We start from the raw sequence: 23,794 nt of genomic DNA on the forward strand, positions 1-23,794 counted from the left end.
TTTATATAGAATAAAGGAGAATTATATGGCAGAAGGAAAAATTGTAAAAGCTTTAAGTGGTTTTTATTATGTACAGCATGAAGGTGGCATTACACAATGCCGTGGTCGTGGTGTATTCAGAAAAAATAAAATTACACCACTTGTAGGAGATCAAGTAGTTTTTCAAGCGGAGAATCCGAATGAAGGCTATGTTTTAGAGATTTTTGAGCGGAAAAATGAACTTGTTAGGCCGCCAATTGCCAATGTTGATCAAGCAATCCTTGTTTTCTCAGCAGTTGAACCAGATTTTAACCCAGGGTTATTAGATCGATTTTTAGTATTAATTGAATATCATAACATTAAACCAATTATTTGTATCAGTAAAATGGATTTAGTAGATGAAAAAATGCGAGAAACTGTTGAATCTTATGCAAATGATTATCGTGAAATGGGATATGATGTGTTATTTACTTCTATAAATACATCGGAAAGTATTGATATTTTAAAACCATTCTTAGAAGGTTGTGTCTCAGTTGTTGCGGGGCAATCTGGTGTAGGGAAATCTTCCATGTTAAATGTATTACGCCCAGATTTAGCCCTAAAAACAGATGATATTTCATCGCATTTAGGGCGAGGGAAGCATACGACAAGGCATGTAGAATTAATTGCAGTAGGAAGCGGTCTGGTTGCAGATACACCGGGTTTTAGCTCTCTTGATTTTATTGATATCGAAGTAGAAGATCTTACGTATTGTTTTCCAGAGTTGAAAGAAGAGAGTCAATACTGTAAATTTAGAGGGTGTACACACCTTTCAGAACCGAAATGTGCAGTAAAAGCTGCGGTTGAAGAAGGGAAAATTACACAATATCGTTATGAACATTACAAACAATTTGTAGAAGAAATTAGAGAGAGAAAGCCGAGGTATTAATTATGATTAAAATTGCACCATCGATTTTATCAGCAGATTTTTCCAAACTAGGGGAAGAAATTAAAGATGTAGAAAAGGGCGGAGCGGATTATATCCATGTTGACGTAATGGATGGGCATTTTGTTCCGAACATTACAATTGGTCCATTAATTGTAGAAGCGATTCGTCCAATTACATCTTTACCATTAGATGTACACTTAATGATTGAAAACCCGGATAACTATATCCCTACTTTTGCAAAAGCTGGAGCGGATATTATTACTGTTCATGTAGAGGTGTGCCCGCATTTACATCGTACGATTCAATTAATTAAATCACATGGTATTAAAGCTGGAGTTGTATTAAATCCACATACACCAGTTTCAATGATTGAACACGTATTGGGAGATATTGATATGGTATTACTTATGACAGTAAATCCAGGATTTGGTGGACAGAAGTTTATTCACTCTGTATTACCGAAAATTAAACAAGTTGCAGAAATGGTCAAAGAGCGTAATTTACAAGTAGAAATCGAAGTTGATGGTGGTGTGAATGCTGAGACTGCGAGACTTTGTGTAGAAGCTGGAGCAAATGTTCTTGTAGCAGGATCAGCAGTGTACAATCAAAAAGACCGCGGTGAAGCAATTCGAGTAATTCGTGGATAAGGAATATAGATAAGAAAACTTTTAAGACCTGTTAGAACGGGCTAATGTGAAAAAAGCAATCTACCGACTGGCAGATTGCTTTTTTCTATAGAAGGGAAAGAAAAGATGATTATTCATATTTTAGCTGGAGGACCGGCGGAGTACTGTGCTGATTTCTCTCGGTATGAAAATGAGGAAGTAGTATGGGCTGCGGTTGATCGTGGTGTATATCGTTTGTTGCAAAGAGGAATCATACCTACTGTTGCATTGGGTGATTATGACTCAGTTACAGATGAAGAATTAGCGTGGATGCAAAAACAGACAGATGAGTTACATATTGTTCCGCGTGAAAAAGATCAAACGGATTTAGAAATTGCAATTCATTGGGCACTGGAGCAAAAGCCGGATTTGATTCGCATTTTTGGTGCTACAGGCGGAAGGCTTGATCATGGGTTAGCGAACATACAAATGCTTTTAAAAGGGCTGGAAGCACATACTGAAATGTATATCGTTGACAATAAAAATGAAATCTCTGTAAAAAAAGTAGGCACATATATAATTGAAGAAAATGAACAATTTCCATACGTATCCTTTGTGCCTGTTACGGAAATTGTAAAAGGTATTACACTTCGTGGCTTTAAATATCCTCTTACTGATAAAACGATAGAATGGGGATCGACGCTTTGTATTAGTAATGAACTCATTGCGGAAAAAGGTACTTTTTCATTTGCTTCTGGCATATTAATGGTGATAAGAAGCACTGATTGAAGAAACACTTTTGCTACTTGCATCATATAGTAAACAAGTGGAGTAATGGGGATTAGGAGGGAAACCATGAGATTTTATACAATTAAGTTACCTAAATTTCTTGGTGGAATTGTTCGCGCGGTGTTAAATACCTTTAAAAAGGACTAAAAAAGCACCATTAATGGTGCTTTTTTCATGAGGATAATAAAAAAAGAGCCTATTGGCTCTTTTTTTTATTATTAAACACGTTCGATTTTGCCAGATTTTAATGCTCTAGCAGAAACGTAAACACGTTGAACTTTACCGTCGATGCGTACGCGAACTTTTTGAAGGTTAGCGCCCCATTTACGTTTTGTAGCGTTCATTGCGTGAGAACGAGAGTTACCAGAACGAGCTTTTCTTCCAGTAATAGCACAAACACGAGCCATCTATATTTCCCTCCCTTAACTACCTTACCATACGTAATTTTTTCAATGTTAGTCTTTTATGCGATGCTAAAAACACTACTATAATTTAACACAACTAAAAAGAGAATGCAACAGTGTATAAAAAAGAAATCAAGAAAAATTACTTGACACTAAATTTCAGTAAAGAAAAGTAGAAATCAAGAAAAATCACTTGACATATTATAGTGGTACATGTTGTATAATAACAATGGACTATTTTGCTCGTCGTAGAAAAGTGTAATAATAAGTATAAAATATGAGAGCGAAAAGAAAGAACGATGGAATTTTCTTTAAAAAGATTATATGATAGTAATTAAAGTAGTCTAGCTCACTTTCACCATTTATGAAGGGGGAAAAGAGATGTCAATTGAAATTAAAACAAAGTACGGTCAAATTGATATTAGTACAGATGTAATTGCAACGATTGCTGGAGGTGCCGCGGTAGATTGCTACGGTATCGTTGGTATGGCTTCAAAAAACCAATTAAAAGATGGATTAACAGAAATTTTACGAAAAGAAAACTTCACTAGAGGCGTTATTGTTCGTAAAGACGAAGATGAAGTACATATTGATATGTATATTATTGTGAGCTATGGTACAAAAATTTCAGAGGTAGCACACAACGTCCAAACGAAAGTGAAATATACATTAGACCAAACGGTAGGACTAGCAGTAGATTCTGTAAACATCTACGTACAAGGAGTTAAAGTAATAAACTTGTAATGTGCATTAAGGAGGAAAATCTGTGTCAATTCAAAAAATTGATGGGAAACGTTTATCACAAATGATTATTCAAGGAGCGAATAACTTAACAAACAATGTTCAGCTTGTTGATGCATTAAACGTTTTTCCAGTTCCAGATGGCGATACCGGTACAAATATGAATTTATCAATGACTTCAGGCGCGCGTGAAGTGAAAGCAAACCCTTCGCAGCATGCTGGTAAAGTCGGCGTAAGTTTAGCAAAAGGATTATTAATGGGAGCTCGTGGTAACTCAGGTGTTATTTTATCTCAGTTGTTCCGTGGTTTCTCTAAATCCATTGAACAAAAAGAAGTATTAACAACAGTTGATTTTGCGGCAGCTTTAGAAGCTGGTGTAGAAACGGCGTATAAAGCGGTTATGAAGCCGATTGAAGGAACGATTTTAACAGTTGCAAGAGAAACGGGGAAATATGCAGTCACAGTTGCGAAAAAACAGCGCGACTTTGTTTTGTTTATGGAAGACGTTGTCAAAGAAGCAAATGCATCGTTAAATCGTACGCCAGATTTATTGCCTGTATTAAAACAAGTTGGCGTTGTAGATAGCGGTGGTAAAGGTCTTGTTGTTGTATACGAAGGCTTTTTAGCTGATTTAAAAGGGGAAACAATTTCTTCTGATGTACCAGCACAACCATCTATGAATGAAATGGTGCGTGCGGAGCATCACCGTAGTGTACAAAGCCAATTGAGTACAGAAGATATTAAATACGGATATTGTACGGAATTTATGGTGAAATTAGAGTCTGAAAAAATGAAAGAACATAATTTCTCTGAGCAGAAATTCCGTGAAGATATTAGTGTATATGGAGATTCATTGCTTGTTGTCTCGGATGATGAAGTTGTAAAAGTTCATATTCATGCAGAACATCCTGGTGATGCGATGAACTACGGTCAACGTTATGGTAGTTTGATTAAAATTAAAGTAGAAAATATGCGCGAACAGCATACTGCTTTATTAGATGAGCCAACACCGATGCCGGAAAAAGTAATTCCAGTAAAAGAAAAGCAACCATACGGTATTGTAACTGTAGCAATGGGATCAGGTATTAAAAACCTATTCGAGAGCATTGGGGCAACACAAGTTATCGAAGGTGGTCAAACGATGAACCCAAGTACAGAGGATATCGTAAAGGCAATCGAAGAAGCGAATGCTGAAAAAATCATTATATTACCGAATAACGGGAATATTGTGATGGCAGCAGAGCAAGCGGCATCTGTTATTGATCAAGAAGTGATTGTTGTTCGTTCAAAAACTGTTCCTCAAGGAATGGCTGCAATGTTAGCATTTAATCCAGTTGGAACGTTAGAAGAAAACGAAAAGAACATGCAAGAAGCACTAGCACATGTGAAAACAGGTCAAATTACGTATGCAGTTCGTGATACGGAAATTGACGGTGTAGCGATTCAAAAAAATGATTTCATGTGTATTGCAGATGGGAAAATTGTATCTACAAATGCTAAAAAAGTAGATGCAGCGAAGCAATTGCTAGAAAGTATGATTGATGAAGATTCTGAGATTGTAACGATCTTGCAAGGTGAAGATGCAACAGATGAAGAAGTTGCAGAGTTAGTTGCATTTGTAGAAGAGAAGTTTGAAGATGTAGAGGTAGAAGTTCACCAAGGAAATCAACCTGTATATTCTTTCATATTCTCTGTAGAATAAAGGGAATTTCTTTTTTGCATAGAGATGAATGGTTTTACTTGCTAATGAGCAAGAACTAGCGATAATCTATCGTCAGTGGTTCTTTTTCAAAAGGCTAGCATAATGACGATAAAAAAGAGCCTTGCTGCTATAGTAAGGCTCTTTTTTATCGCATATCTTTCTTTGGAATATACATAATTTGATAAAAGATTTCGCAAAGTTTAATCAAGTAGGTATTTAGGTTAATGAAAGGGTCATTATATATGGCTGATAATGTATAAGGGTAGTTTCCTTGAGAATGCCTATGATAGAATAGAAAAGGCAGAAGAGAACGATTACAAGTTAGGATAGTAAATGTATAAGTTATATGGAATTGTATATCCATATATGCATGAAGTATATACGCGAGTAAAAATAAGAAAATGATGTGACGGAGCGTGAAAATCTTGAGTGAAGTTGTGCAAGTTCCTGTTACGGATGTAAAAGGAATCGGGGAAGAGACATCTGAATTATTACATGAGATGGGGATTTATACAGTTTCCCATCTATTAGAGCATTTTCCGTACCGTTATGAAGACTACGCGATGAAAGATTTGGCAGAAGTGAAACATGAAGAGCGTGTAACAGTGGAAGGAAAGGTGCATAGTGCTCCTTTATTACAATATTACGGGAAAAAGAAATCGCGTCTTACTGTTCGCGTACTTGTTGGCCGTTATTTAATTACGGCTGTATGTTTTAATAGACCGTATTATAAGCAAAAGTTAAAGCTTGATGAAACGGTGACGATTACTGGTAAATGGGATCAGCATCGTCAAACGATTTCTATATCCGAGCTTCACTTTGGTCCAGTCGTACGTCAGCAAGAAGTGGAACCTGTGTATTCAGTAAAAGGAAAATTAACAGTAAAACAAATGCGACGTTTTATTGCACAAGCTTTAAAAGAGTATGGTTCCTCTATAGAAGAAATGTTGCCAGATGGTTTGTTAGGGCGTTATAAATTATTACCGCGTTATGAAGCGCTTCGAGCGCTCCATTTTCCAGTTGGTCAAGAAGATTTAAAACAAGCACGTCGTCGATTTGTATATGAAGAATTTTTCTTATTCCAGCTCAAAATGCAAGCGTTGCGTAAAATGGAAAGAGAGAGTTCGAAGGGGACGAAAAAAGATATTTCAATGAAAGAATTAGAAGAGTTCACTGATGCACTTCCGTTCCCGCTTACTGGCGCACAGCGTCGCGTTGTTTCTGAGATTATAAAAGATATGCAGTCTCCGTACCGGATGAATCGGTTATTACAAGGGGATGTTGGATCAGGAAAAACAGTTGTAGCTGCAATTGCTCTTTATGCAGCGAAACTTGCACATTATCAAGGTGCGTTAATGGTCCCTACAGAAATTTTAGCTGAGCAACATTATCAATCGCTAGCAGAGACGTTCTCGCATTTTAATATGAATGTGGAATTGTTAACGAGTTCAGTTAAGGGGGCACGTCGTCGTGAAGTTTTAGCGAAACTTGAACAAGGAGAAATAGATATTCTTGTTGGGACACATGCTTTAATTCAGGATGAGGTCATTTTCCATAGACTTGGACTTGTTATTACTGACGAACAACACCGTTTTGGTGTAGCGCAGCGCCGCGTTTTACGAGAGAAAGGTGAAAGTCCAGATGTGTTGTTTATGACAGCAACACCGATTCCTCGTACATTGGCGATTACTGCTTTTGGAGAGATGGATGTTTCTATTATTGATGAAATGCCTGCTGGGCGTAAAGTGATTGAAACGTATTGGGCAAAACATGATATGTTAGAACGTGTCCTTGGTTTCGTGGAAAAGGAAGTGAATAAGGGGAGACAAGCTTATGTAATTTGTCCGCTTATTGAAGAATCTGAGAAGCTTGATGTGCAAAATGCAATTGATTTGCATAGTATGCTGATGCATCACTATCAAGGAAAGTTTCAGGTTGGATTAATGCACGGACGTTTATCTTCTCAAGAAAAAGAAGATGTAATGGAGAAATTTAGTGAAAATAAAGTGCAAATTCTTGTTTCAACAACTGTAGTTGAGGTTGGTGTCAACGTGCCAAATGCAACGGTTATGGTAATTTATGATGCGGAGCGCTTTGGTTTATCGCAATTGCATCAGCTTCGAGGTCGTGTTGGCCGTGGGAGTGAGCAGTCGTATTGTTTGTTAATCGCAGATCCGAAATCGGAAACTGGGAAAGAACGCATGCGCATTATGACAGAAACAAATGATGGATTTGTATTGTCGGAAAAAGATTTAGAGTTACGTGGTCCTGGAGATTTCTTTGGAAGTAAACAAAGTGGTCTACCAGAGTTTAAGGTAGCTGATATGGTACATGATTATCGAGCGTTGGAAACGGCGAGACAAGATGCGGCCGTGCTGGTTGATTCTGAAGCGTTTTGGCACAACGAGCAGTATGCTGCATTACGCGTATATCTTGAAGGAGCAGGTGTGTTTCAAGGAGAAAAGCTCGATTAAAAATGGAATGTGCAAATTTTTTTGTTGCATTCTACTTTTAATGATTATATACTACTGTTAGTACCTAGTCATAAAAAAACGGATGGTGCGGTATGAAAAAAAGAAAAAGTAAGAAAGAAAGACAAGTATTATTACAACAAACAATAGAAACGAATCCTTTCATAACGGATGAAGAGTTAGCAGAGCAGTTTCAAGTAAGTATACAAACTGTTCGCCTTGATCGAATGGAATTATCGATTCCTGAGTTAAGAGAGCGAATTAAACATGTGGCAACGAAACAGCATGAAGAAGATGTAAAATCTTTACCGTTAGAAGAGGTAGTTGGAGAAATTATTGATATAGAATTAGATAGACATGCAATTTCTATTTTTGAAGTGAAGATGGAGCATGTATTTAAAAGAAATCAAATTGCGCGTGGGCACCATTTGTTTGCTCAAGCGAACTCACTAGCTGTTGCAGTTATTGATGAAGAATTAGCTTTAACTGCAAAGTCTACCATTCGATATATTCGTCCTGTAAAATTAGGAGAACGTGTTGTTGCAAAAGCCCGCGTTGAAGATGTGGAGAATGATAAAGGACGGACGGTTGTCAAAGTGCATAGCTTTGTTGGCGAAGAACTTGTTTTTACAGGCACTTTTGAAATGTATCGATCTAGTAATTATAGTGAGGAAGGTAACAATTTATGAAAATCGCAATAGATGCAATGGGTGGCGATCACGCTCCAAAAGCAGCTGTATTAGGAGCAATGAAAGCTATTAAGGAATATTCAGATTTACATATTACTTTGGTAGGAAAAGAAGAGGAGATTCGTCAGTATTTAACAAGCGAAGAGCGTATTACTGTACTTCATACAGATGAAAAGATTGAAGGGACAGATGAACCAGTAAGAGCTGTTCGTCGGAAAAAGCAAGCTTCAATGGTACTTGCAGCGCAGCAAGTAAAAGAAGGTGTAGCCAATGCTTGTATATCAGCAGGTAACACAGGGGCTTTAATGGCAGCTGGATTGTTTGTGGTAGGACGTATGGAAGGGATTGAACGTCCAGCGTTATCTCCTACAATGCCAACAATTGATGGGAAAGGTTTTGTTATGTTAGACGTTGGAGCAAATGTTGACGCGAAGCCAATTCATTTATATCAATATGCGGTAATGGGTTCTATTTACGCTGAGAAAGTAAGAGGAATTAACAATCCGCGTGTTGGTCTTTTGAATGTCGGGACAGAAGATGGCAAAGGAAACGAACTTTCAAAACAAGTATTCGCTATGCTAAAAGATGCGCCAATTAATTTTGTTGGAAACGTTGAGTCAAGAGACCTATTACAAGGTGTGGCAGATGTAGTTGTATGCGATGGTTTTACTGGAAACGTAGCATTAAAATCATTAGAAGGAACTGCACTAGCATTATTTTCTATGTTAAAAGAACAATTAATGAGTTCGTTCACAAGTAAATTAGCAGCGGCAGTATTAAAACCGAAGCTGATGATATTAAAAGATAAAATGGATTATTCGGAGTATGGCGGAGCAGCATTGTTTGGATTAAAAGCTCCTGTCATTAAGGCTCATGGATCTTCTAATGATCAATCGATTTTTAGTGCGATTCGTCAAACGAGAGAAATGGTAGCGAAAGAAGTCATTCCTACAATTTCAAGTGTAATGGAGAAAGAGCCGCTTCAATAAGAGGAGGGTTTGAAATGGGAAAACTAGCATTTCTTTTTCCGGGCCAAGGTTCACAGGCGGTTGGAATGGGACAGCAATTAGCAGGGAATAATAAAGAGGTTGCAAAAATATTTCAAAAAGCGGATGAAGTTTTACAGGAGTCTCTTTCATCATTAATTTTTGAAGGACCTCAGGAGAAGCTAACATTAACGACAAATGCGCAACCAGCACTATTAACGACAAGTATTGCAATCTTAACAGCTTTGAAACAATATGATATTACGCCTGATTATGTTGCTGGCCATAGCTTAGGTGAGTATAGCGCGCTTGTTGCAGCGGGAGCATTAACATTTGAAGATGCTGTTTACGCTGTAAGAAAACGTGGTGAATATATGGAAGAAGCTGTGCCAAGCGGAGAAGGTGCAATGGCCGCTATTTTAGGGGCAGATCCAGATGTTCTGAAACAAGTTACAGAAGAAGTAACGAGTGAAGGTCATGCTGTGCAAATTGCTAATATGAATAGTACGAAGCAAATCGTTATCTCTGGAACGAAACGAGGAGTAGAACTCGCTTCTCAAAAAGTGAAAGAAAATGGTGCAAAACGAGCAATTCCGCTTCGTGTGAGCGGTCCGTTCCATTCTTCATTAATGAAACCAGCAGCTGAGAAGTTTCAAAATGTTTTAAATGAAATTACAATTCAAGATGCAAACATTCCAGTTGTTGCAAACGTTACGGCTAATTGCGTTAATCGCAGTGAAGATATTCAAGAAAAGCTAATTGAACAGCTCTATTCACCTGTTTTATGGTACCCATCTATTGAACAGATGGTAGAACAAGGTGTAGATACATTTATTGAAATTGGTCCCGGGAAAGTTCTTGCTGGTCTTATGAAATCAATTGCTCCATCTGCAAAGGTATATGCGATATATGATGAAGAGACATTGAAAGATACCATTTCAAGTTTGAGAGGAGAAAGCGGATGTTAAAAGGGAAAGTTGCATTAGTAACAGGTGCATCACGTGGAATTGGCCGCGCAATTGCAATTGATTTAGCGAAGCAAGGGGCAACAGTTGTAGTTAACTATGCTGGTAATGAGCAAAAAGCAAATGAAGTAGTTGATGAAATAAAAAAACTTGGTTCAGAAGCAATCGCAGTGAGAGCAGACGTTGCTAATGTTGAAGAAGTTACAAACCTGGTAAAACACACTGTGGATACATTTGGACGAGTTGATATTCTTGTGAATAATGCAGGGGTAACAAGAGATAATTTATTAATGCGTATGAAAGAAGAAGAATGGGATACAGTTATTGATACAAACTTAAAAGGTGTATTCTTATGTACGAAAGCAGTATCTCGTTACATGATGCGTCAGCGTCATGGTCGTATTATTAATATTGCTTCTGTTGTCGGTGTTACAGGGAATCCCGGTCAAGCAAATTACGTTGCAGCAAAAGCTGGGGTAATTGGATTGACAAAGACTTCCGCAAAAGAATTGGCTAGCCGAAATATAACAGTAAATGCAATTGCTCCAGGGTTTATTGCTACTGATATGACAGATGTATTAGGCGAAAACGTAAAAGAGGAAATGTTAAAATTAATCCCTGCTGCTAAGTTTGGAGAAGCGCAAGATATTGCGAATGCTGTAACATTTTTTGCTGCTGATCACAGCAAATATATTACAGGACAAACATTACATGTTGATGGTGGTATGGTAATGTAATAAAAGAAACGATTTCACCTAGTTTTTTTGTGAAATATTTAATATAATATTTGAGGGGAGGTGAATGAATTATGGCAGATGTTTTAGAGCGTGTAACGAAAATTATCGTGGATCGTTTAGGAGTAGAAGAAACAGAAGTAGTACCAGCTGCAAGCTTTAAAGAAGATTTAGGTGCAGACTCCCTAGATGTAGTTGAACTTGTAATGCAATTGGAAGATGAGTTTGAAATGGAAATTTCTGATGAAGATGCAGAAAAAATTGCTACTGTTGGCGATGCTGTGACTTACATAGAGAGTCATCTATAATGTTTGAGTGAAGTCCCGTTTTATAGCGGGGCTTTCTCGGCTTATATCTGGAGGGACCTATGCCGTACCGAAAATATAGAGAAAAAAAATATGAAACAAAATATCGTGAAGCTTTTAAAATGTTTCAACAAAAAATAGGTATTACGTTTACAGATGAAAAATTATTAATTCAAGCATTTACGCATTCATCGTATGTGAATGAGCATCGAAAAAAGCCACATGAAGACAATGAACGTCTAGAATTTCTTGGAGACGCTGTATTAGAATTAACTGTATCACAGTATTTGTTTCAAAAATATCCGACAATGAGCGAAGGAGAGCTAACAAAGTTGCGTGCAGCTGTTGTATGTGAACCATCTCTTGTCCGCTTTGCGAATGAATTGTCATTTGGTAACCTTGTTTTACTAGGAAAAGGTGAAGAAATGACAGGTGGACGTGAACGACCAGCTTTATTAGCGGATGTCTTTGAAGCGTTTATTGGTGCCCTTTATCTTGATCAAGGGTTGGAGACAGTTTGGGAATTCTTAAAAGAAATTGTATATCCAAAAATTAATGAAGGTGCTTTTTCTCATGTGATGGATTATAAGAGTCAACTACAAGAATTAATTCAGCGTGATGGTAGCGGTAATATTGAATATCAAATTTTGCAAGAAAAAGGACCTGCTCACAATCGAGAGTTTGTGTCACGTGTTACATTAAATGGCGTGGCTCTAGGTCTTGGTAGCGGTAAGTCGAAAAAAGAAGCAGAGCAACAAGCTGCTTCAGAGGCGTTGAAAAAGTTAAAAGAACAATCATAAGGAATCCCCCTTTACATGAGGGGGATTCCTTATGCATAGAATGAAACTTTATTTTTATTTGGATATGAAAAGACAAATATGAATCCGTACAGTAGTTTGTTTTTATAGGCAGAGACTATAAAAACGGAGAATAGGGGGAAGGCCTTTCGTGTTTTTAAAGAGATTAGAAATAGTAGGATTTAAATCCTTTGCGGAGCGTGTATCTGTTGATTTTGTTCCAGGTGTAACCTCTGTAGTTGGTCCTAATGGAAGCGGAAAGAGTAATATTACTGACGCGATTCGCTGGGTACTTGGTGAACAATCTGCAAAATCATTACGCGGTGCAAAAATGGAGGATATTATTTTTGCGGGAAGTGATACGCGAAGAGCAGTTAATGTTGCAGAGGTAACATTAACCTTAAATAATGAAGATCAGCGTTTACCTATTGAGTATAATGAGGTGAGTGTTACGCGCCGCGTTTCTCGCTTGGGAGATAGTGACTTTTTTATTAACAAACAATCTTGTCGATTAAAAGATATTGTTGATTTATTTATGGATTCTGGTATGGGACGAGAAGCTTTCTCAATCATTAGCCAAGGAAAAGTAGAAGAAATTTTAAGCAGTAAATCTGAAGAGCGTCGTGGTGTATTTGAAGAAGCAGCAGGCGTATTAAAATATAAGCTTCGCAAAAAGAAAGCTGAAGGAAAATTAGCAGAAACACAAGAAAACTTAAATCGTGTGCAAGATATTATTCACGAATTAAGCACTCAAGTAGAGCCGCTTGAAAGACAAGCTTCTATTGCGAAAGACTATCTTGAGAAAAAAGAAGAACTAGAAAAAGTAGAAGCAGCTCTCATTGTATATGAAATTGAAGAATTACATGAAAAATGGGAAGCGCTTAGAAAGCAGTTTGGACACAATAAAGATGAAGAAGTAAAAATGTCAACGCATTTACAAAAAAATGAAGCAGAGCTCGAAGAATTACGCGGACAATTGCAAGCGATTGATGAATCTGTAGATTCCTTGCAAGAAGTTCTCCTTCTTTCTAGTAAAGAGTTAGAAAAATTAGAAGGGCAGCGTGAATTGCTAAAGGAACGAAAGCAAAATGCAACAACGCACTGCACACAGCTTGAACAGTTAATTATTGAGTTAACAGAAAAAGCCAAGATTTATGATGTGGAAATTGAAACCAGTACAGAAGAACTAATGAAATTTGCAAATCAGGTAAAAGCATTAGAACAAAAGCTACACGAAAATGAGAAACTTCTTTCTACATATGCAGAAAACCTAGAAGAGCAAATTGAGCATTTAAAAGGAGATTATATTGAACTTTTAAATCAACAAGCAAGTAATCGTAATGAATTATCTATGCTTGAGGAACAATTCAAACAACAAAATTCTAAAAATCAACGCCTTGATGAAGAAAATGAAAAGTATGTACAAATGCGTATGCAAATTACAGCTAAAAAGGAAAAATTTGTAGAGAGTTATGAAGAAGTAAAAGAGAAAGTGACAAGCGTTATTACCAATATACAAAAAACAGAAGCGGCGCTTGGAAAATGCAAGGCACAATATAGTGAAAATGAAACAAAATTGTATCAAGCATATCAATTTGTTCAACAAGCTCGCTCTCGAAAAGAAATGCTGGAAGAGATGCAAGAAGACTATTCTGGGTTTTATCAAGGTGTACGTGAAGTATTAAAGGCCCGTGAAAGTAAACTACATGGCATTGAAGGTGCGGTCGCTGAACTACTTACTGTACCGAAGGCATATGAAGTTGCTATGGAGATTGCACTTGGTGCAGCAATGCAACACGTTGTTGTACAAACAGAAGAGCATGCTCGCGAGGCAATTGCCTTTTTGAAACAAAATCGCCATGGACGTGCGACGTTTTTACCACAGGCAGTTATTAAGGGAAGATCGTTATCATTTGAACAGCTACGTATGATAAAGCAACATTCAGCGTTTATAGGTGTGGCAGCAGAACTCGTGCATTACAATAATAAATATGAAAATATAGTTTCAAATTTATTAGGAACGGTCGTCGTTGCAAAAGATTTAAGAGGTGCGAATGAGTTAGCGAAGCAATTACAATATCGCTACCGTATTGTAACGATTGAAGGAGATGTTGTAAATCCTGGCGGTTCTATGACTGGTGGGGCTGTAAAACAAGCGAAATCTTCTCTACTAGGGCGACAACGTGAATTAGAAGAGTGGAGCAAGAAGCTTACTGAAATGGAAGAAAAAACTTCTAAGTTAGAAAACTTTGTTAAAGCGTTAAAACAAGAAATTCAAGAAAAAGAAGTTAAGATAAAAGAATTACGTCACGATGCAGAACAAGAGCGTGTAGATGAACAAAAATTAAAAGAAGAAATTAATCAGCTTGAGCTAGAAGAGCATCGTATTAATGATCGTTTATCTATTTATGATTTGGAAATAGAAGGATTTTTACAAGATCAAGTGAAAATGCAAGGGCGAAAACAAGAGCTGGATAGAATTTTAGTAGAGCTTCAAAAAGATATCACAGAGCTTGATGAAAAAATTGTTGCTTTAACGAAGCAAAAAAGTGACCAGCATTCTTCGAAAGAAAAAGTTCAGGCGGAGATGACGGAGCTGAAAGTACAAGCAGCAGAAAAGCAGCAACGTTTGTCTAATCAAAAAGAGAAAGTAGATCGTTTGACGAAAGAACAAGAGGAAACGCAGCGAACGCTTGTAAAAACAAAAGAAGATTTAGCATTCTTAAAGCAAGAAATGACATCGAATTCAAGCGGTGAAGAGCAAATTACGAATATGATTGAAAAGAAAGCACATGATCGAAATCAAACATCGGAATTAATTAGTTCCCGTCGTGAGCAACGCCTGAGCCTTCAAGAACGGGTAGAACATATAGAGCGTGAAGTGAAAGATACGAAAGGGCGCCATAAATATGTTCTCGAGGTTTTAAAAGATCAAGAAGTGAAAATCAATCGCCTTGATGTTGAATTAGAAAATAGATTGCAACATTTACGCGAAACGTATACGATTTCATTTGAAGCAGCAAAACTGAAGTATACAATGATAATGCCTGCAGAAGATGCGCGTAAAAAGGTGAAATTAATCAAACTATCAATCGAGGAGCTCGGAACAGTAAACTTAGGGGCAATTGAAGAGTATGAACGCGTAGCAGAACGACATACGTTCTTGTTAGAGCAGCGAGATGACTTAGAAGAAGCGAAAGCGACATTGCACCAAGTTATTATGGAAATGGATGAAGAGATGAAAAAACGCTTCTCTACTACATTCCAGGCAATTCGTACAGAATTCCAGACTGTCTTTTGTGAACTATTTGGCGGAGGAAGAGCAGACTTAGTGATGACAAATCCGCAAGATTTATTAAATACAGGCATTGATATTGTTGCGCAGCCACCGGGTAAGAAACTGCAAAATTTAGGTTTACTTTCAGGTGGGGAGCGTGCTTTAACTGCAATTGCACTGCTATTTGGTATTTTAAAAGTAAGACCTGTTCCGTTCTGTGTACTAGATGAGGTTGAAGCGGCGCTTGATGAAGCGAATGTAGCTCGTTTTGCGCAGTATTTGAAAAAGTTTAGTGATGAAACGCAGTTTATTGTTATTACACATCGAAAAGGTACGATGGAAGAATCAGATGTACTGTACGGGGTAACAATGCAAGAATCAGGTGTTTCTAAGCTTGTTTCCGTTCGTTTAGATGACGGAGAAGAGCTTGTTGCAAGCAAATAGGAAGGATGAGAAGAATGAGCTTCTTTAAAAAATTAAAAGAAAAGATTTCGAAACAAACAGATACTGTAACAGAGAAATTTAAGCAAGGGTTAGAAAAAACGAGAAATTCATTTGCGGATAAAGTAAATGATTTAGTGTATCGCTATCGTAAAGTCGATGAGGATTTCTTTGAGGAATTAGAGGAAATTTTAATTGGTGCAGATGTTGGTGTTGCAACAGTAATGGAACTTATCGATCAGTTGAAGGAAGAAGTACAACGCCGCAATATTCAAGATCCGAGAGAAGTGCAAGCTGTTATTTCGGAAAAACTAGTAGGGATTTACAAAGGTGAAGAAGACTTCAGTAATGAACTTAACATACAACAAGATCAATTAACGGTTATTTTATTTGTTGGTGTTAATGGTGTTGGGAAAACGACAACAATTGGTAAAATGGCTCATAAGTTTAAATCCGAAGGTAAGTCTGTCTTATTAGCAGCAGGGGATACGTTCCGTGCAGGAGCAATCGAACAGCTAGAAGTATGGGGCGACCGAGTTGGTGTGGAAGTTATTAAACAAGGATCTGGTTCTGACCCGGCAGCGGTTATGTATGATGCTGTTCAAGCTGCAAAAGCGCGTAAAGTAGATATCTTGCTATGTGATACAGCAGGTCGCTTGCAAAATAAAGTGAATTTAATGAAGGAGTTAGAAAAGGTGAAACGTGTCATTGAACGCGAAGTTCCAGGTGCTCCTCATGAAGTATTGCTTGTTATTGATGCAACGACAGGTCAAAATGGTTTAAGTCAAGCGAAAACATTCCGCGAAGCAACGAATGTTACAGGTATTGTTCTAACGAAATTAGACGGGACTGCTAAAGGTGGTATCGTATTAGCGATTCGTAATGAGATGGACGTACCAGTGAAATTTGTTGGACTTGGAGAACAAATGGACGACTTACAGCAATTTGATCCAGAACAATATGTGTATGGTTTATTTGCAAACTTAGTAGAAAAAGAAGAAGTATAAAGTGAAACTTCCATCCGTGGAGGCATTTTCCATGGATGGTTAGCCCTCACCAATCGGGTATTTATGGGTGGTTATCCTCCACCTATCTTCTTCACTTCTTTTTGAATCTTAAGGTGGAGGTCTTACTGCCCCCAAATAGCGGGGGCAGTGAAAGAAGCGGAAAAACCGCTTCTTTTTTATAAAAAATATATCATGTTAAGAAAAAAACTTGACACTCTTTTATACTCCATGTAAACTAATTCATGTAAAGGGAAATCACTTAACAAAGGATGATCCAACATGCTCGAAAAAACAACGAGAATGAATTATTTATTTGATTTTTATCAATCGTTGTTAACGCAAAAACAAAGAAGTTATATGTCGCTTTATTATTTAGATGATTTATCTCTTGGTGAAATTGCGGAAGAATTTGATGTAAGTCGCCAAGCCGTGTATGATAACATTAAACGGACTGAAGCGATGCTTGAAGAATATGAAGAGAAATTAGTATTACTTCAAAAGTTTCAAGAGCGACAGCGACTTGTTGCAAAGCTAAAACAGCTAATCAGCGAAGAAGAGCATGTGAATGAAGAAATGAAACAAGTTGTTGAAGCTATCGAAAAATTAGATTAGGAGGGCGGCAATATGGCATTTGAAGGATTAGCCGACCGACTTCAACAGACGATGCAAAAAATCCGCGGCAAAGGAAAAGTTTCTGAAGCCGATGTAAAAGAAATGATGAGAGAAGTTCGTCTTGCTCTTTTAGAAGCGGATGTTAACTTTAAAGTAGTAAAAGATTTTGTAAAGCGTGTGTCTGAGCGTGCTGTCGGACAAGATGTAATGAAGAGTTTGACACCTGGCCAACAAGTAATTAAAGTTGTACAGGAAGAACTTACAGAACTTATGGGCGGAGAGCAAAGTAAAATTGCTGTCGCTAATAAGCCGCCAACTGTTATTATGATGGTTGGTCTGCAAGGTGCAGGTAAAACAACGACAACAGGTAAACTTGCGAATTTGCTTCGTAAAAAGCATAATCGTAAACCGATGCTTGTTGCAGCCGATATTTACCGTCCTGCAGCGATTAAACAGCTTGAAACATTAGGGAAGCAATTGGACATGCCTGTTTTCTCATTAGGAGATCAAGTAAGTCCTGTTGAAATTGCAAAACAAGCGATTGCGAAAGCAAAAGAAGATCATCATGATTATGTTTTAATCGATACAGCGGGTCGCCTGCATATTGATGAAGAACTAATGGATGAATTAGCGAAAGTGAAAGAAGTTGCGAAACCGGATGAAATCTTCCTTGTTGTCGATGCGATGACAGGACAAGATGCGGTAAATGTTGCACAAAGTTTCCATGAACAGTTAGGTTTAACAGGTGTTGTTTTAACGAAATTAGACGGTGATACGCGCGGTGGTGCAGCACTATCTATTAAAGCAGTAACAAACACACCAATTAAATTTGCTGGTATGGGTGAAAAGCTAGATGCGATTGAAGCGTTCCATCCAGAACGCATGGCATCCCGTATTTTAGGGATGGGTGACGTTTTAACATTAATTGAAAAAGCGCAAGCTACAGTTGATGAGGAAAAAGCAAAAGAACTTGAGCAAAAAATGCGTACGCTTTCGTTTACGCTAGACGATTTCCTAGAGCAACTTGGACAAGTGCGTCAACTTGGACCACTTGATGAATTGCTAGGAATGCTTCCTGGTGCAAATAAAATTAAAGGGCTGAAAAATGCACAAGTTGATGAAAAACAAATTGGGCATATTGAGGCAATTATTCGTTCTATGACAAAAGTAGAGCGAGAACATCCGGAAATTATCAATGCTAGTCGTAAAAAACGCATTGCCAAAGGTAGTGGTACAACAGTACAAGAAATTAATCGTCTACTGAAGCAGTTTGAAGATATGAAAAAAATGATGAAGACGATGACAGGCATGCAAAAAGGTAAGAAAAAAGGACTAGGTGGATTGAAGTTTCCATTTATGTAAGGAAAAAAAGATGGCTCTGTTAAGAAAAAATACTTTACAAAGCAATAGTCTTTTTGCTAATATAATTATCTGTGTGAAATAAATTCGGAGGTGCTTTATAAATGGCAGTTAAAATTCGTTTAAAACGTATGGGAGCTAAAAAAACTCCTTTCTATCGTGTAGTTGTTGCAGATTCTCGTTCTCCTCGTGACGGACGTTTCATTGAGGAAATCGGTACTTACAATCCGGTTGCTCAACCAGCTGAAGTGAAAATCAACGAAGAAGCAGCATTAAAATGGTTAGGAAATGGTGCGAAACCATCTGATACAGTTCGCAATCTTTTCTCTAACCAAGGTATCATGGAGAAATTCCACTTATCTAAACAAGGTAAGTAATTGAGGCAATGACAATGAAAAAGTTGATCGAAACAATTGTCAAACCTCTTGTAGATCATCCTGAAGATGTAAAAGTTTCACAGGAACTTTGCAACGGAGAGATAAAGTATCGATTGACTGTGCATCCTGAGGATGTTGGAAAAGTCATTGGAAAGCAGGGGCGAGTTGCGAAAGCAATTCGGATGCTCTTGTATTCAGTGGGACATCACAATGATGAGAAAGTCACACTGGAAATTCAATAAACGTTAAAAGGGCGAGGATTTTTCCTCTCCCTTTTTTAACATTTTTAAAGAAATTGCATGTTCCATATATGGAATGGAAATGCTTAACTTATATAGAAAACAGGGGTGACATGCTGTTTATGACAAAATGGTTTAACGTAGGTAAAATTGTAAATACTCATGGTGTTAGAGGGGAAATTCGAGTTATTTCTCGTACCGATTTTCCTGAAGAACGATATAAAGTAGGGAATACATTATACATATGGCATGATAAAGGGACGGAACCACTTTCGGTAAAGGTCGCTTCTCATCGCCAACACAAAACATTTGATTTATTGACATTTGAAGGGTATAACAATGTAGATGAAGTAGAGAAGCTAAAAGGTTCTTCAATCAAAGTACCAGAAGAGCAGTTAGGTGAACTTGCTGAAGGTGAGTACTATTACCATGAAATTATTGGCTGTAAAGTTGTAACAGAAGAGGGAGAGGATTTAGGTACGATAAAAGAGATTCTATCTCCTGGTGCGAATGATGTTTGGGTGATCAAACGCCCGAAAGGTCAAGATCTTTTAATCCCTTACATTGATGATGTTGTACTTCAAGTTAACATTGAAAATAAATTAGTAACCATTCATGTAATGGAAGGATTGCTATAATGAAAATCGATATTTTAACATTATTTCCAGAGATGTTCACCGGTGTTTTTGGATCTTCGATTTTAAAAAAAGCGCAAGAAAAAGAGGCAGTGGAGCTTAGGGTTGTAAATTTTCGTGATTATACAACAAGTAAGCATAACAGTGTAGATGATTATCCGTACGGTGGGGGCGCGGGGATGGTATTAACCCCACAGCCTATCTTTGATGCGGTGGAAGAGTTAACGAAGGAAACTGACCGTAAACCAAGGGTGGTCTTAATGTGTCCACAAGGAGAGCGTTTCACGCAGAAAAAGGCAGAAGAGCTTGCTGGAGAAGAGCATGTTATTTTTGTATGTGGTCATTATGAAGGATATGATGAACGAATTCGTGAACATCTTGTAACAGATGAGATTTCTATTGGTGATTACGTATTAACGGGCGGAGAATTAGCCTCTATGGTTGTTACCGATAGTGTTGTACGTCTTTTGCCAGGAGTACTTGGAAATTATGCTTCTCAGGTGGAAGATTCTTTTAGTACTGGTTTGTTAGAGCATCCGCACTATACACGTCCAGCTGATTTCCGTGGCATGAAGGTACCGGATGTACTTACGTCAGGGAATCATAAAAATATTGATGAATGGCGTCATAAAGAATCCCTGCGCCGTACGTATACACGTCGACCGGATTTACTTGAAGAACGTCGATTATCGAAGCAAGAAGAAAAATGGCTTGAACAAATTAAAAAAGAGCAATAAAAACTTCATATATTTTCTATTGCAACAGGCCTAGCAATATGATATTATAACATTTGTGTTACTGAAAACAGTAGCCGTATTAACGATGTTCCGCTGTAATTTATTAAGACTTTATAAGAGCATCCGTTTAAAGGAGAGAATTGAATATGCAACAATTAATCGCAGAAATTACAAAAGGCCAATTAAAAACTGACCTACCTTCATTCCGTCCTGGTGACACTTTACGTGTACACGTAAAAGTAGTTGAGGGTACTCGTGAGAGAATTCAGCTTTTTGAAGGTGTTGTAATTAAACGTCGTGGTGGCGGAATCAGTGAAACATTCACAGTGCGTAAGATTTCTTACGGTGTAGGTGTTGAGCGTACATTCCCAGTTCACACGCCAAGAATCGCGAAAATCGAAGTACTTCGCCGTGGTAAAGTACGTCGTGCTAAGTTATACTACTTACGTAACCTTCGCGGTAAAAAAGCGCGTATCAAAGAAATTCGATAAGACATGTATGGGAGCTTGTAAATGCACAAGCTCCCTTTTTCCAATCTATATGAAATTTTGATATAATACGAACAGCTTACATAACCGTGGAGGGGAAATACATGAAAAAAGAGAAGAGTTCACTTTGGGAATGGATAAAAGCAATTTTGATTGCTATTGTGTTAGCGGGTGTTATTAGACAATTTTTCTTTGCTCCAATCCTTGTGGATGGTGTATCAATGTCACCGACGCTACATGATCGTGATCGAATGATTGTCAATAAGATCGGCTATCACATTGGTGAACCGAAACGTTTTGACATAATCGTATTCCAAGCAACAGAAGAAAAAGATTATATTAAACGTGTTATCGGCTTGCCAGGCGATGAAATTGAGTATCGAAATGATAAACTCTATATTAACGGAAAACCTTATGAGGAACCGTATTTAGACAAGCAGAAAAAACAACTTGCTGATGGACCACTTACATATGATTTCAAGCTTGAAGAAATTACAGGTAAGAAAACAGTTCCAAAAGGTCAATTATTTGTACTAGGTGACAATCGTCGTTTTAGTAAAGATAGTCGTACTATTGGAACGATTTCGATGGACCAAGTAATTGGAGAAGCGAATATGTTATATTGGCCATTAAAAGACGCACGTATTGTGAAATAAACGAAAAAAGAAGGTGGCAACATGGTAATTCAATGGTTCCCAGGGCATATGGCAAAAGCTAGGCGCCAAGTAACAGAGAAATTAAAGTTAATTGATGTTGTAATCGAACTTGTAGATGCTCGATTACCTTTATCTTCTCGAAACCCGATGATTGATGAAATTATTACACATAAGCCGAGGCTTGTTGTTTTAAATAAAGCGGATATGGCAGATGATCGCTTAACTAAGCAATGGATCGCCTATTTTGAGGAAAAAGGGCATAAAGCAATTTCAATTAATGCGCAGGCTGGACAAGGTATGAAAGAAATTGCAGCTGCATGTAAAGTGCTTGTAAAAGAAAAATTTGACAAAATGGTTGCAAAAGGCATTCGTCCAAGAGCAATTCGCGCTTTAATTGTAGGTATTCCCAATGTCGGTAAATCTACATTGATTAATAAATTAGCAAAGAAAAATATTGCAAAAACAGGCGATCGTCCAGGTGTTACAACAGCCCAACAATGGATTAAGGTTGGTAAGGAAATGGAACTACTGGATACACCAGGTATTTTATGGCCTAAATTTGAAGATGAATTAGTTGGACTTCGCCTTGCGACAACGGGTGCAATTAAAGATTCTATTTTAAATTTACAGGATGTAGCAGTATATGCACTTCGTTTTATGGAAAAGCATTATCCAGAACGTATACAAGAACGTTATAAAATAAGTGAAATTCCAGAAGACATTGTAGAATTCTTTGATGTGATTGGAAGAAATAGAGGTTGCTTAATGGGCGGCGGAATGATTGATTATGATAAAACATCTGAGCTTATTCTTCGCGAGCTTCGCGGTGGTAAACTTGGAAAAATGACATTTGAAACACCGGAAGAATTTGCAGAGGAAGTAGAAGAAGTATAAGACGTGCGTTTGTGCGTCTTTTCTTTTTGGTTATTTTTAAAAGGGAGTGTACATTGATGCAAAAAATCACAATTCAAGAGGCAGAATGTGTATTGCAAGAAATTAAGAATGAAGAAGATGAAAGATTTCAAGTGTTATTGAAGGATGAGCGGAAAGGCGTTCAAAAGCTCATTTTAAAATGGTATAAACAAAAAGAGTTAGCGCAAAAGGAAAAAGAAAAGTTTTTAGAGATGTCAAAATATGAAAAAGCATTACGTGAAAAAGGGCTCACATATATTGCTGGTATCGATGAAGTGGGAAGGGGGCCGCTAGCTGGGCCCGTTGTTACGGCTGCTGTCGTCCTTCCAAAAGATTTCTATATCCCAGGGTTAAATGACTCTAAAAAACTAAGTGAAGCGAAACGTGAGCGTTTTTATGATGAAATTAAAGAACAGGCAATCGCGATTGGGGTTGGAATTGTATCTCCGCAAGTTATTGATGAAATAAATATTTATCAAGCGACGAAGCGAGCAATGTTAGATGCAATTGCGAATTTAGCATGTACACCAGAGCATTTATTAATTGATGCAATGAAGCTTCCTACACCAATTCCGCAAACATCTATTATTAAAGGTGATGCAAAAAGTATTTCTATTTCAGCTGCGTCTATTATTGCGAAAGTAACGAGAGATCGCATGATGAAAGAACTTGGGAAAGAATATCCAGCATATGGATTTGAGCAACATATGGGCTATGGAACGAAACAACATTTACAAGCGATTGAAATGTATGGAGTATTAGAAGAGCATAGAAAAACATTTGCGCCGATTAAGGATATGATTCAAAAATAAGCTGTGACTCACAGCTTATTTTTTTATTTTGGTATATAAACATTACTATTTTCAAAAAAGAATAAAGCGATTTCAGTTTTCTGACACTTTATTGTAGACAGCGTGCCAATCATTTTATACAATGGCAATGTAGTGTTTTTTAAACAT

General features: G+C 37.5%; 26 protein-coding genes. 25 read left to right on the forward strand and 1 reads right to left on the reverse strand.

The annotated features are described in order from the left end of the window. The first annotated feature begins 25 nt into the window (after positions 1-25). The 4 genes from rsgA (at position 26) to spoVM (ending at position 2,448) form a co-directional block, all read left to right on the forward strand. Positions 26-907 carry a ribosome small subunit-dependent GTPase A gene (gene rsgA / locus MHH71_RS24305; RefSeq protein WP_003199670.1) on the forward strand — a complete coding sequence of 294 codons (882 nt, stop codon included), beginning with the start codon at positions 26-28 and terminating at the stop codon, positions 905-907. A gap of 2 nt (positions 908-909) precedes the next feature. Then, entirely contained in the window at positions 910-1,554 is a 645-nt protein-coding gene (gene rpe / locus MHH71_RS24310) for a ribulose-phosphate 3-epimerase (protein ID WP_003199671.1), read from the forward strand. Positions 1,555-1,659: 105 nt separating this feature from the next. After that, positions 1,660-2,301 carry a thiamine diphosphokinase gene (locus MHH71_RS24315; protein WP_033799063.1) on the forward strand — a complete coding sequence of 214 codons (642 nt, stop codon included), beginning with the start codon at positions 1,660-1,662 and terminating at the stop codon, positions 2,299-2,301. A gap of 66 nt (positions 2,302-2,367) precedes the next feature. Then, complete coding sequence (gene spoVM / locus MHH71_RS24320) at positions 2,368-2,448, forward strand: stage V sporulation protein SpoVM (RefSeq protein WP_001213600.1); 81 nt, start codon at positions 2,368-2,370, stop codon at positions 2,446-2,448. 71 nt (positions 2,449-2,519) lie between these two features. Here spoVM and rpmB read toward each other — a convergent pair whose 3' ends face one another. Beyond that, on the reverse strand, positions 2,520-2,708 hold the full coding sequence (rpmB, locus tag MHH71_RS24325) for a 50S ribosomal protein L28 (RefSeq protein ID WP_000124776.1): 189 nt from the start codon (positions 2,706-2,708) through the stop codon (positions 2,520-2,522). 378 nt (positions 2,709-3,086) lie between these two features. On the opposite strand from rpmB, the gene MHH71_RS24330 reads away from it, so the two are divergent. The 21 genes from MHH71_RS24330 (at position 3,087) to MHH71_RS24430 (ending at position 23,647) form a co-directional block, all read left to right on the forward strand. Next, positions 3,087-3,449, forward strand: coding sequence for an Asp23/Gls24 family envelope stress response protein (locus MHH71_RS24330; RefSeq protein WP_000021111.1), 363 nt, complete (start codon positions 3,087-3,089; stop codon positions 3,447-3,449). 22 nt (positions 3,450-3,471) lie between these two features. Then, positions 3,472-5,148 (forward strand): DAK2 domain-containing protein, encoded by a 1,677-nt coding sequence (locus MHH71_RS24335; protein WP_006095749.1) that lies wholly within the window; start codon positions 3,472-3,474, stop codon positions 5,146-5,148. Positions 5,149-5,573: 425 nt separating this feature from the next. Then, entirely contained in the window at positions 5,574-7,622 is a 2,049-nt protein-coding gene (gene recG / locus MHH71_RS24340) for an ATP-dependent DNA helicase RecG (RefSeq protein WP_018764722.1), read from the forward strand. A gap of 92 nt (positions 7,623-7,714) precedes the next feature. Further along, complete coding sequence (gene fapR / locus MHH71_RS24345) at positions 7,715-8,308, forward strand: transcription factor FapR (protein WP_003199443.1); 594 nt, start codon at positions 7,715-7,717, stop codon at positions 8,306-8,308. After that, positions 8,305-9,297 carry a phosphate acyltransferase PlsX gene (gene plsX / locus MHH71_RS24350; RefSeq protein ID WP_018780923.1) on the forward strand — a complete coding sequence of 331 codons (993 nt, stop codon included), beginning with the start codon at positions 8,305-8,307 and terminating at the stop codon, positions 9,295-9,297. Before fapR ends, plsX begins: the two co-directional genes overlap by 4 nt. A 14-nt stretch (positions 9,298-9,311) precedes the next feature. Beyond that, positions 9,312-10,262, forward strand: coding sequence for an ACP S-malonyltransferase (gene fabD / locus MHH71_RS24355; RefSeq protein ID WP_003208176.1), 951 nt, complete (start codon positions 9,312-9,314; stop codon positions 10,260-10,262). Next, positions 10,256-10,996: a 3-oxoacyl-[acyl-carrier-protein] reductase gene (fabG, locus tag MHH71_RS24360; protein ID WP_016115974.1), complete on the forward strand. Its 741-nt coding sequence runs from the start codon at positions 10,256-10,258 to the stop codon at positions 10,994-10,996. The genes fabD and fabG overlap by 7 nt, the downstream gene beginning before the upstream one ends. A 71-nt stretch (positions 10,997-11,067) precedes the next feature. Then, on the forward strand, positions 11,068-11,301 hold the full coding sequence (acpP, locus tag MHH71_RS24365) for an acyl carrier protein (RefSeq protein ID WP_000786062.1): 234 nt from the start codon (positions 11,068-11,070) through the stop codon (positions 11,299-11,301). Positions 11,302-11,360: 59 nt separating this feature from the next. Next, on the forward strand, positions 11,361-12,098 hold the full coding sequence (gene rncS / locus MHH71_RS24370) for a ribonuclease III (protein WP_003199450.1): 738 nt from the start codon (positions 11,361-11,363) through the stop codon (positions 12,096-12,098). 148 nt (positions 12,099-12,246) lie between these two features. Continuing rightward, positions 12,247-15,816, forward strand: coding sequence for a chromosome segregation protein SMC (gene smc / locus MHH71_RS24375; protein ID WP_006095746.1), 3,570 nt, complete (start codon positions 12,247-12,249; stop codon positions 15,814-15,816). A 14-nt stretch (positions 15,817-15,830) separates the two neighbouring features. Then, the gene (gene ftsY, locus MHH71_RS24380) at positions 15,831-16,820 is read left to right on the forward strand and encodes a signal recognition particle-docking protein FtsY (RefSeq protein WP_006095745.1); all 990 of its coding nucleotides are present in this window, start codon (positions 15,831-15,833) and stop codon (positions 16,818-16,820) included. A gap of 279 nt (positions 16,821-17,099) precedes the next feature. Continuing rightward, positions 17,100-17,432, forward strand: a complete 333-nt coding sequence (locus MHH71_RS24385; RefSeq protein ID WP_000891062.1) for a putative DNA-binding protein — start codon at positions 17,100-17,102, stop codon at positions 17,430-17,432. A gap of 12 nt (positions 17,433-17,444) precedes the next feature. Further along, positions 17,445-18,794 (forward strand): signal recognition particle protein, encoded by a 1,350-nt coding sequence (gene ffh, locus MHH71_RS24390; RefSeq protein ID WP_003199457.1) that lies wholly within the window; start codon positions 17,445-17,447, stop codon positions 18,792-18,794. Positions 18,795-18,895: 101 nt separating this feature from the next. Then, positions 18,896-19,168 (forward strand): 30S ribosomal protein S16, encoded by a 273-nt coding sequence (gene rpsP, locus MHH71_RS24395; RefSeq protein WP_000268750.1) that lies wholly within the window; start codon positions 18,896-18,898, stop codon positions 19,166-19,168. Positions 19,169-19,182: 14 nt separating this feature from the next. Beyond that, on the forward strand, positions 19,183-19,410 hold the full coding sequence (locus MHH71_RS24400; protein ID WP_016115971.1) for a KH domain-containing protein: 228 nt from the start codon (positions 19,183-19,185) through the stop codon (positions 19,408-19,410). A gap of 119 nt (positions 19,411-19,529) precedes the next feature. After that, complete coding sequence (rimM, locus tag MHH71_RS24405) at positions 19,530-20,045, forward strand: ribosome maturation factor RimM (protein ID WP_018764717.1); 516 nt, start codon at positions 19,530-19,532, stop codon at positions 20,043-20,045. Beyond that, positions 20,045-20,779, forward strand: a complete 735-nt coding sequence (trmD, locus tag MHH71_RS24410) for a tRNA (guanosine(37)-N1)-methyltransferase TrmD (RefSeq protein WP_006095742.1) — start codon at positions 20,045-20,047, stop codon at positions 20,777-20,779. The genes rimM and trmD overlap by 1 nt, the downstream gene beginning before the upstream one ends. Before the next feature lie 146 nt (positions 20,780-20,925). After that, on the forward strand, positions 20,926-21,270 hold the full coding sequence (gene rplS, locus MHH71_RS24415) for a 50S ribosomal protein L19 (RefSeq protein WP_001186516.1): 345 nt from the start codon (positions 20,926-20,928) through the stop codon (positions 21,268-21,270). Positions 21,271-21,371: 101 nt separating this feature from the next. Next, positions 21,372-21,923 (forward strand): signal peptidase I, encoded by a 552-nt coding sequence (gene lepB / locus MHH71_RS24420; protein ID WP_016115968.1) that lies wholly within the window; start codon positions 21,372-21,374, stop codon positions 21,921-21,923. A 21-nt stretch (positions 21,924-21,944) separates the two neighbouring features. After that, positions 21,945-22,817 (forward strand): ribosome biogenesis GTPase YlqF, encoded by an 873-nt coding sequence (ylqF, locus tag MHH71_RS24425; protein WP_003199468.1) that lies wholly within the window; start codon positions 21,945-21,947, stop codon positions 22,815-22,817. Positions 22,818-22,873: 56 nt separating this feature from the next. Continuing rightward, on the forward strand, positions 22,874-23,647 hold the full coding sequence (locus tag MHH71_RS24430; RefSeq protein WP_018780927.1) for a ribonuclease HII: 774 nt from the start codon (positions 22,874-22,876) through the stop codon (positions 23,645-23,647). Positions 23,648-23,794: the final 147 nt, after the last annotated feature.

The sequence above is a fragment of the Bacillus sp. FSL H8-0534 genome, assembly GCF_038005885.1.
Classification (GTDB): Bacteria; Bacillota; Bacilli; order Bacillales; family Bacillaceae_G; genus Bacillus_A; species Bacillus_A pseudomycoides.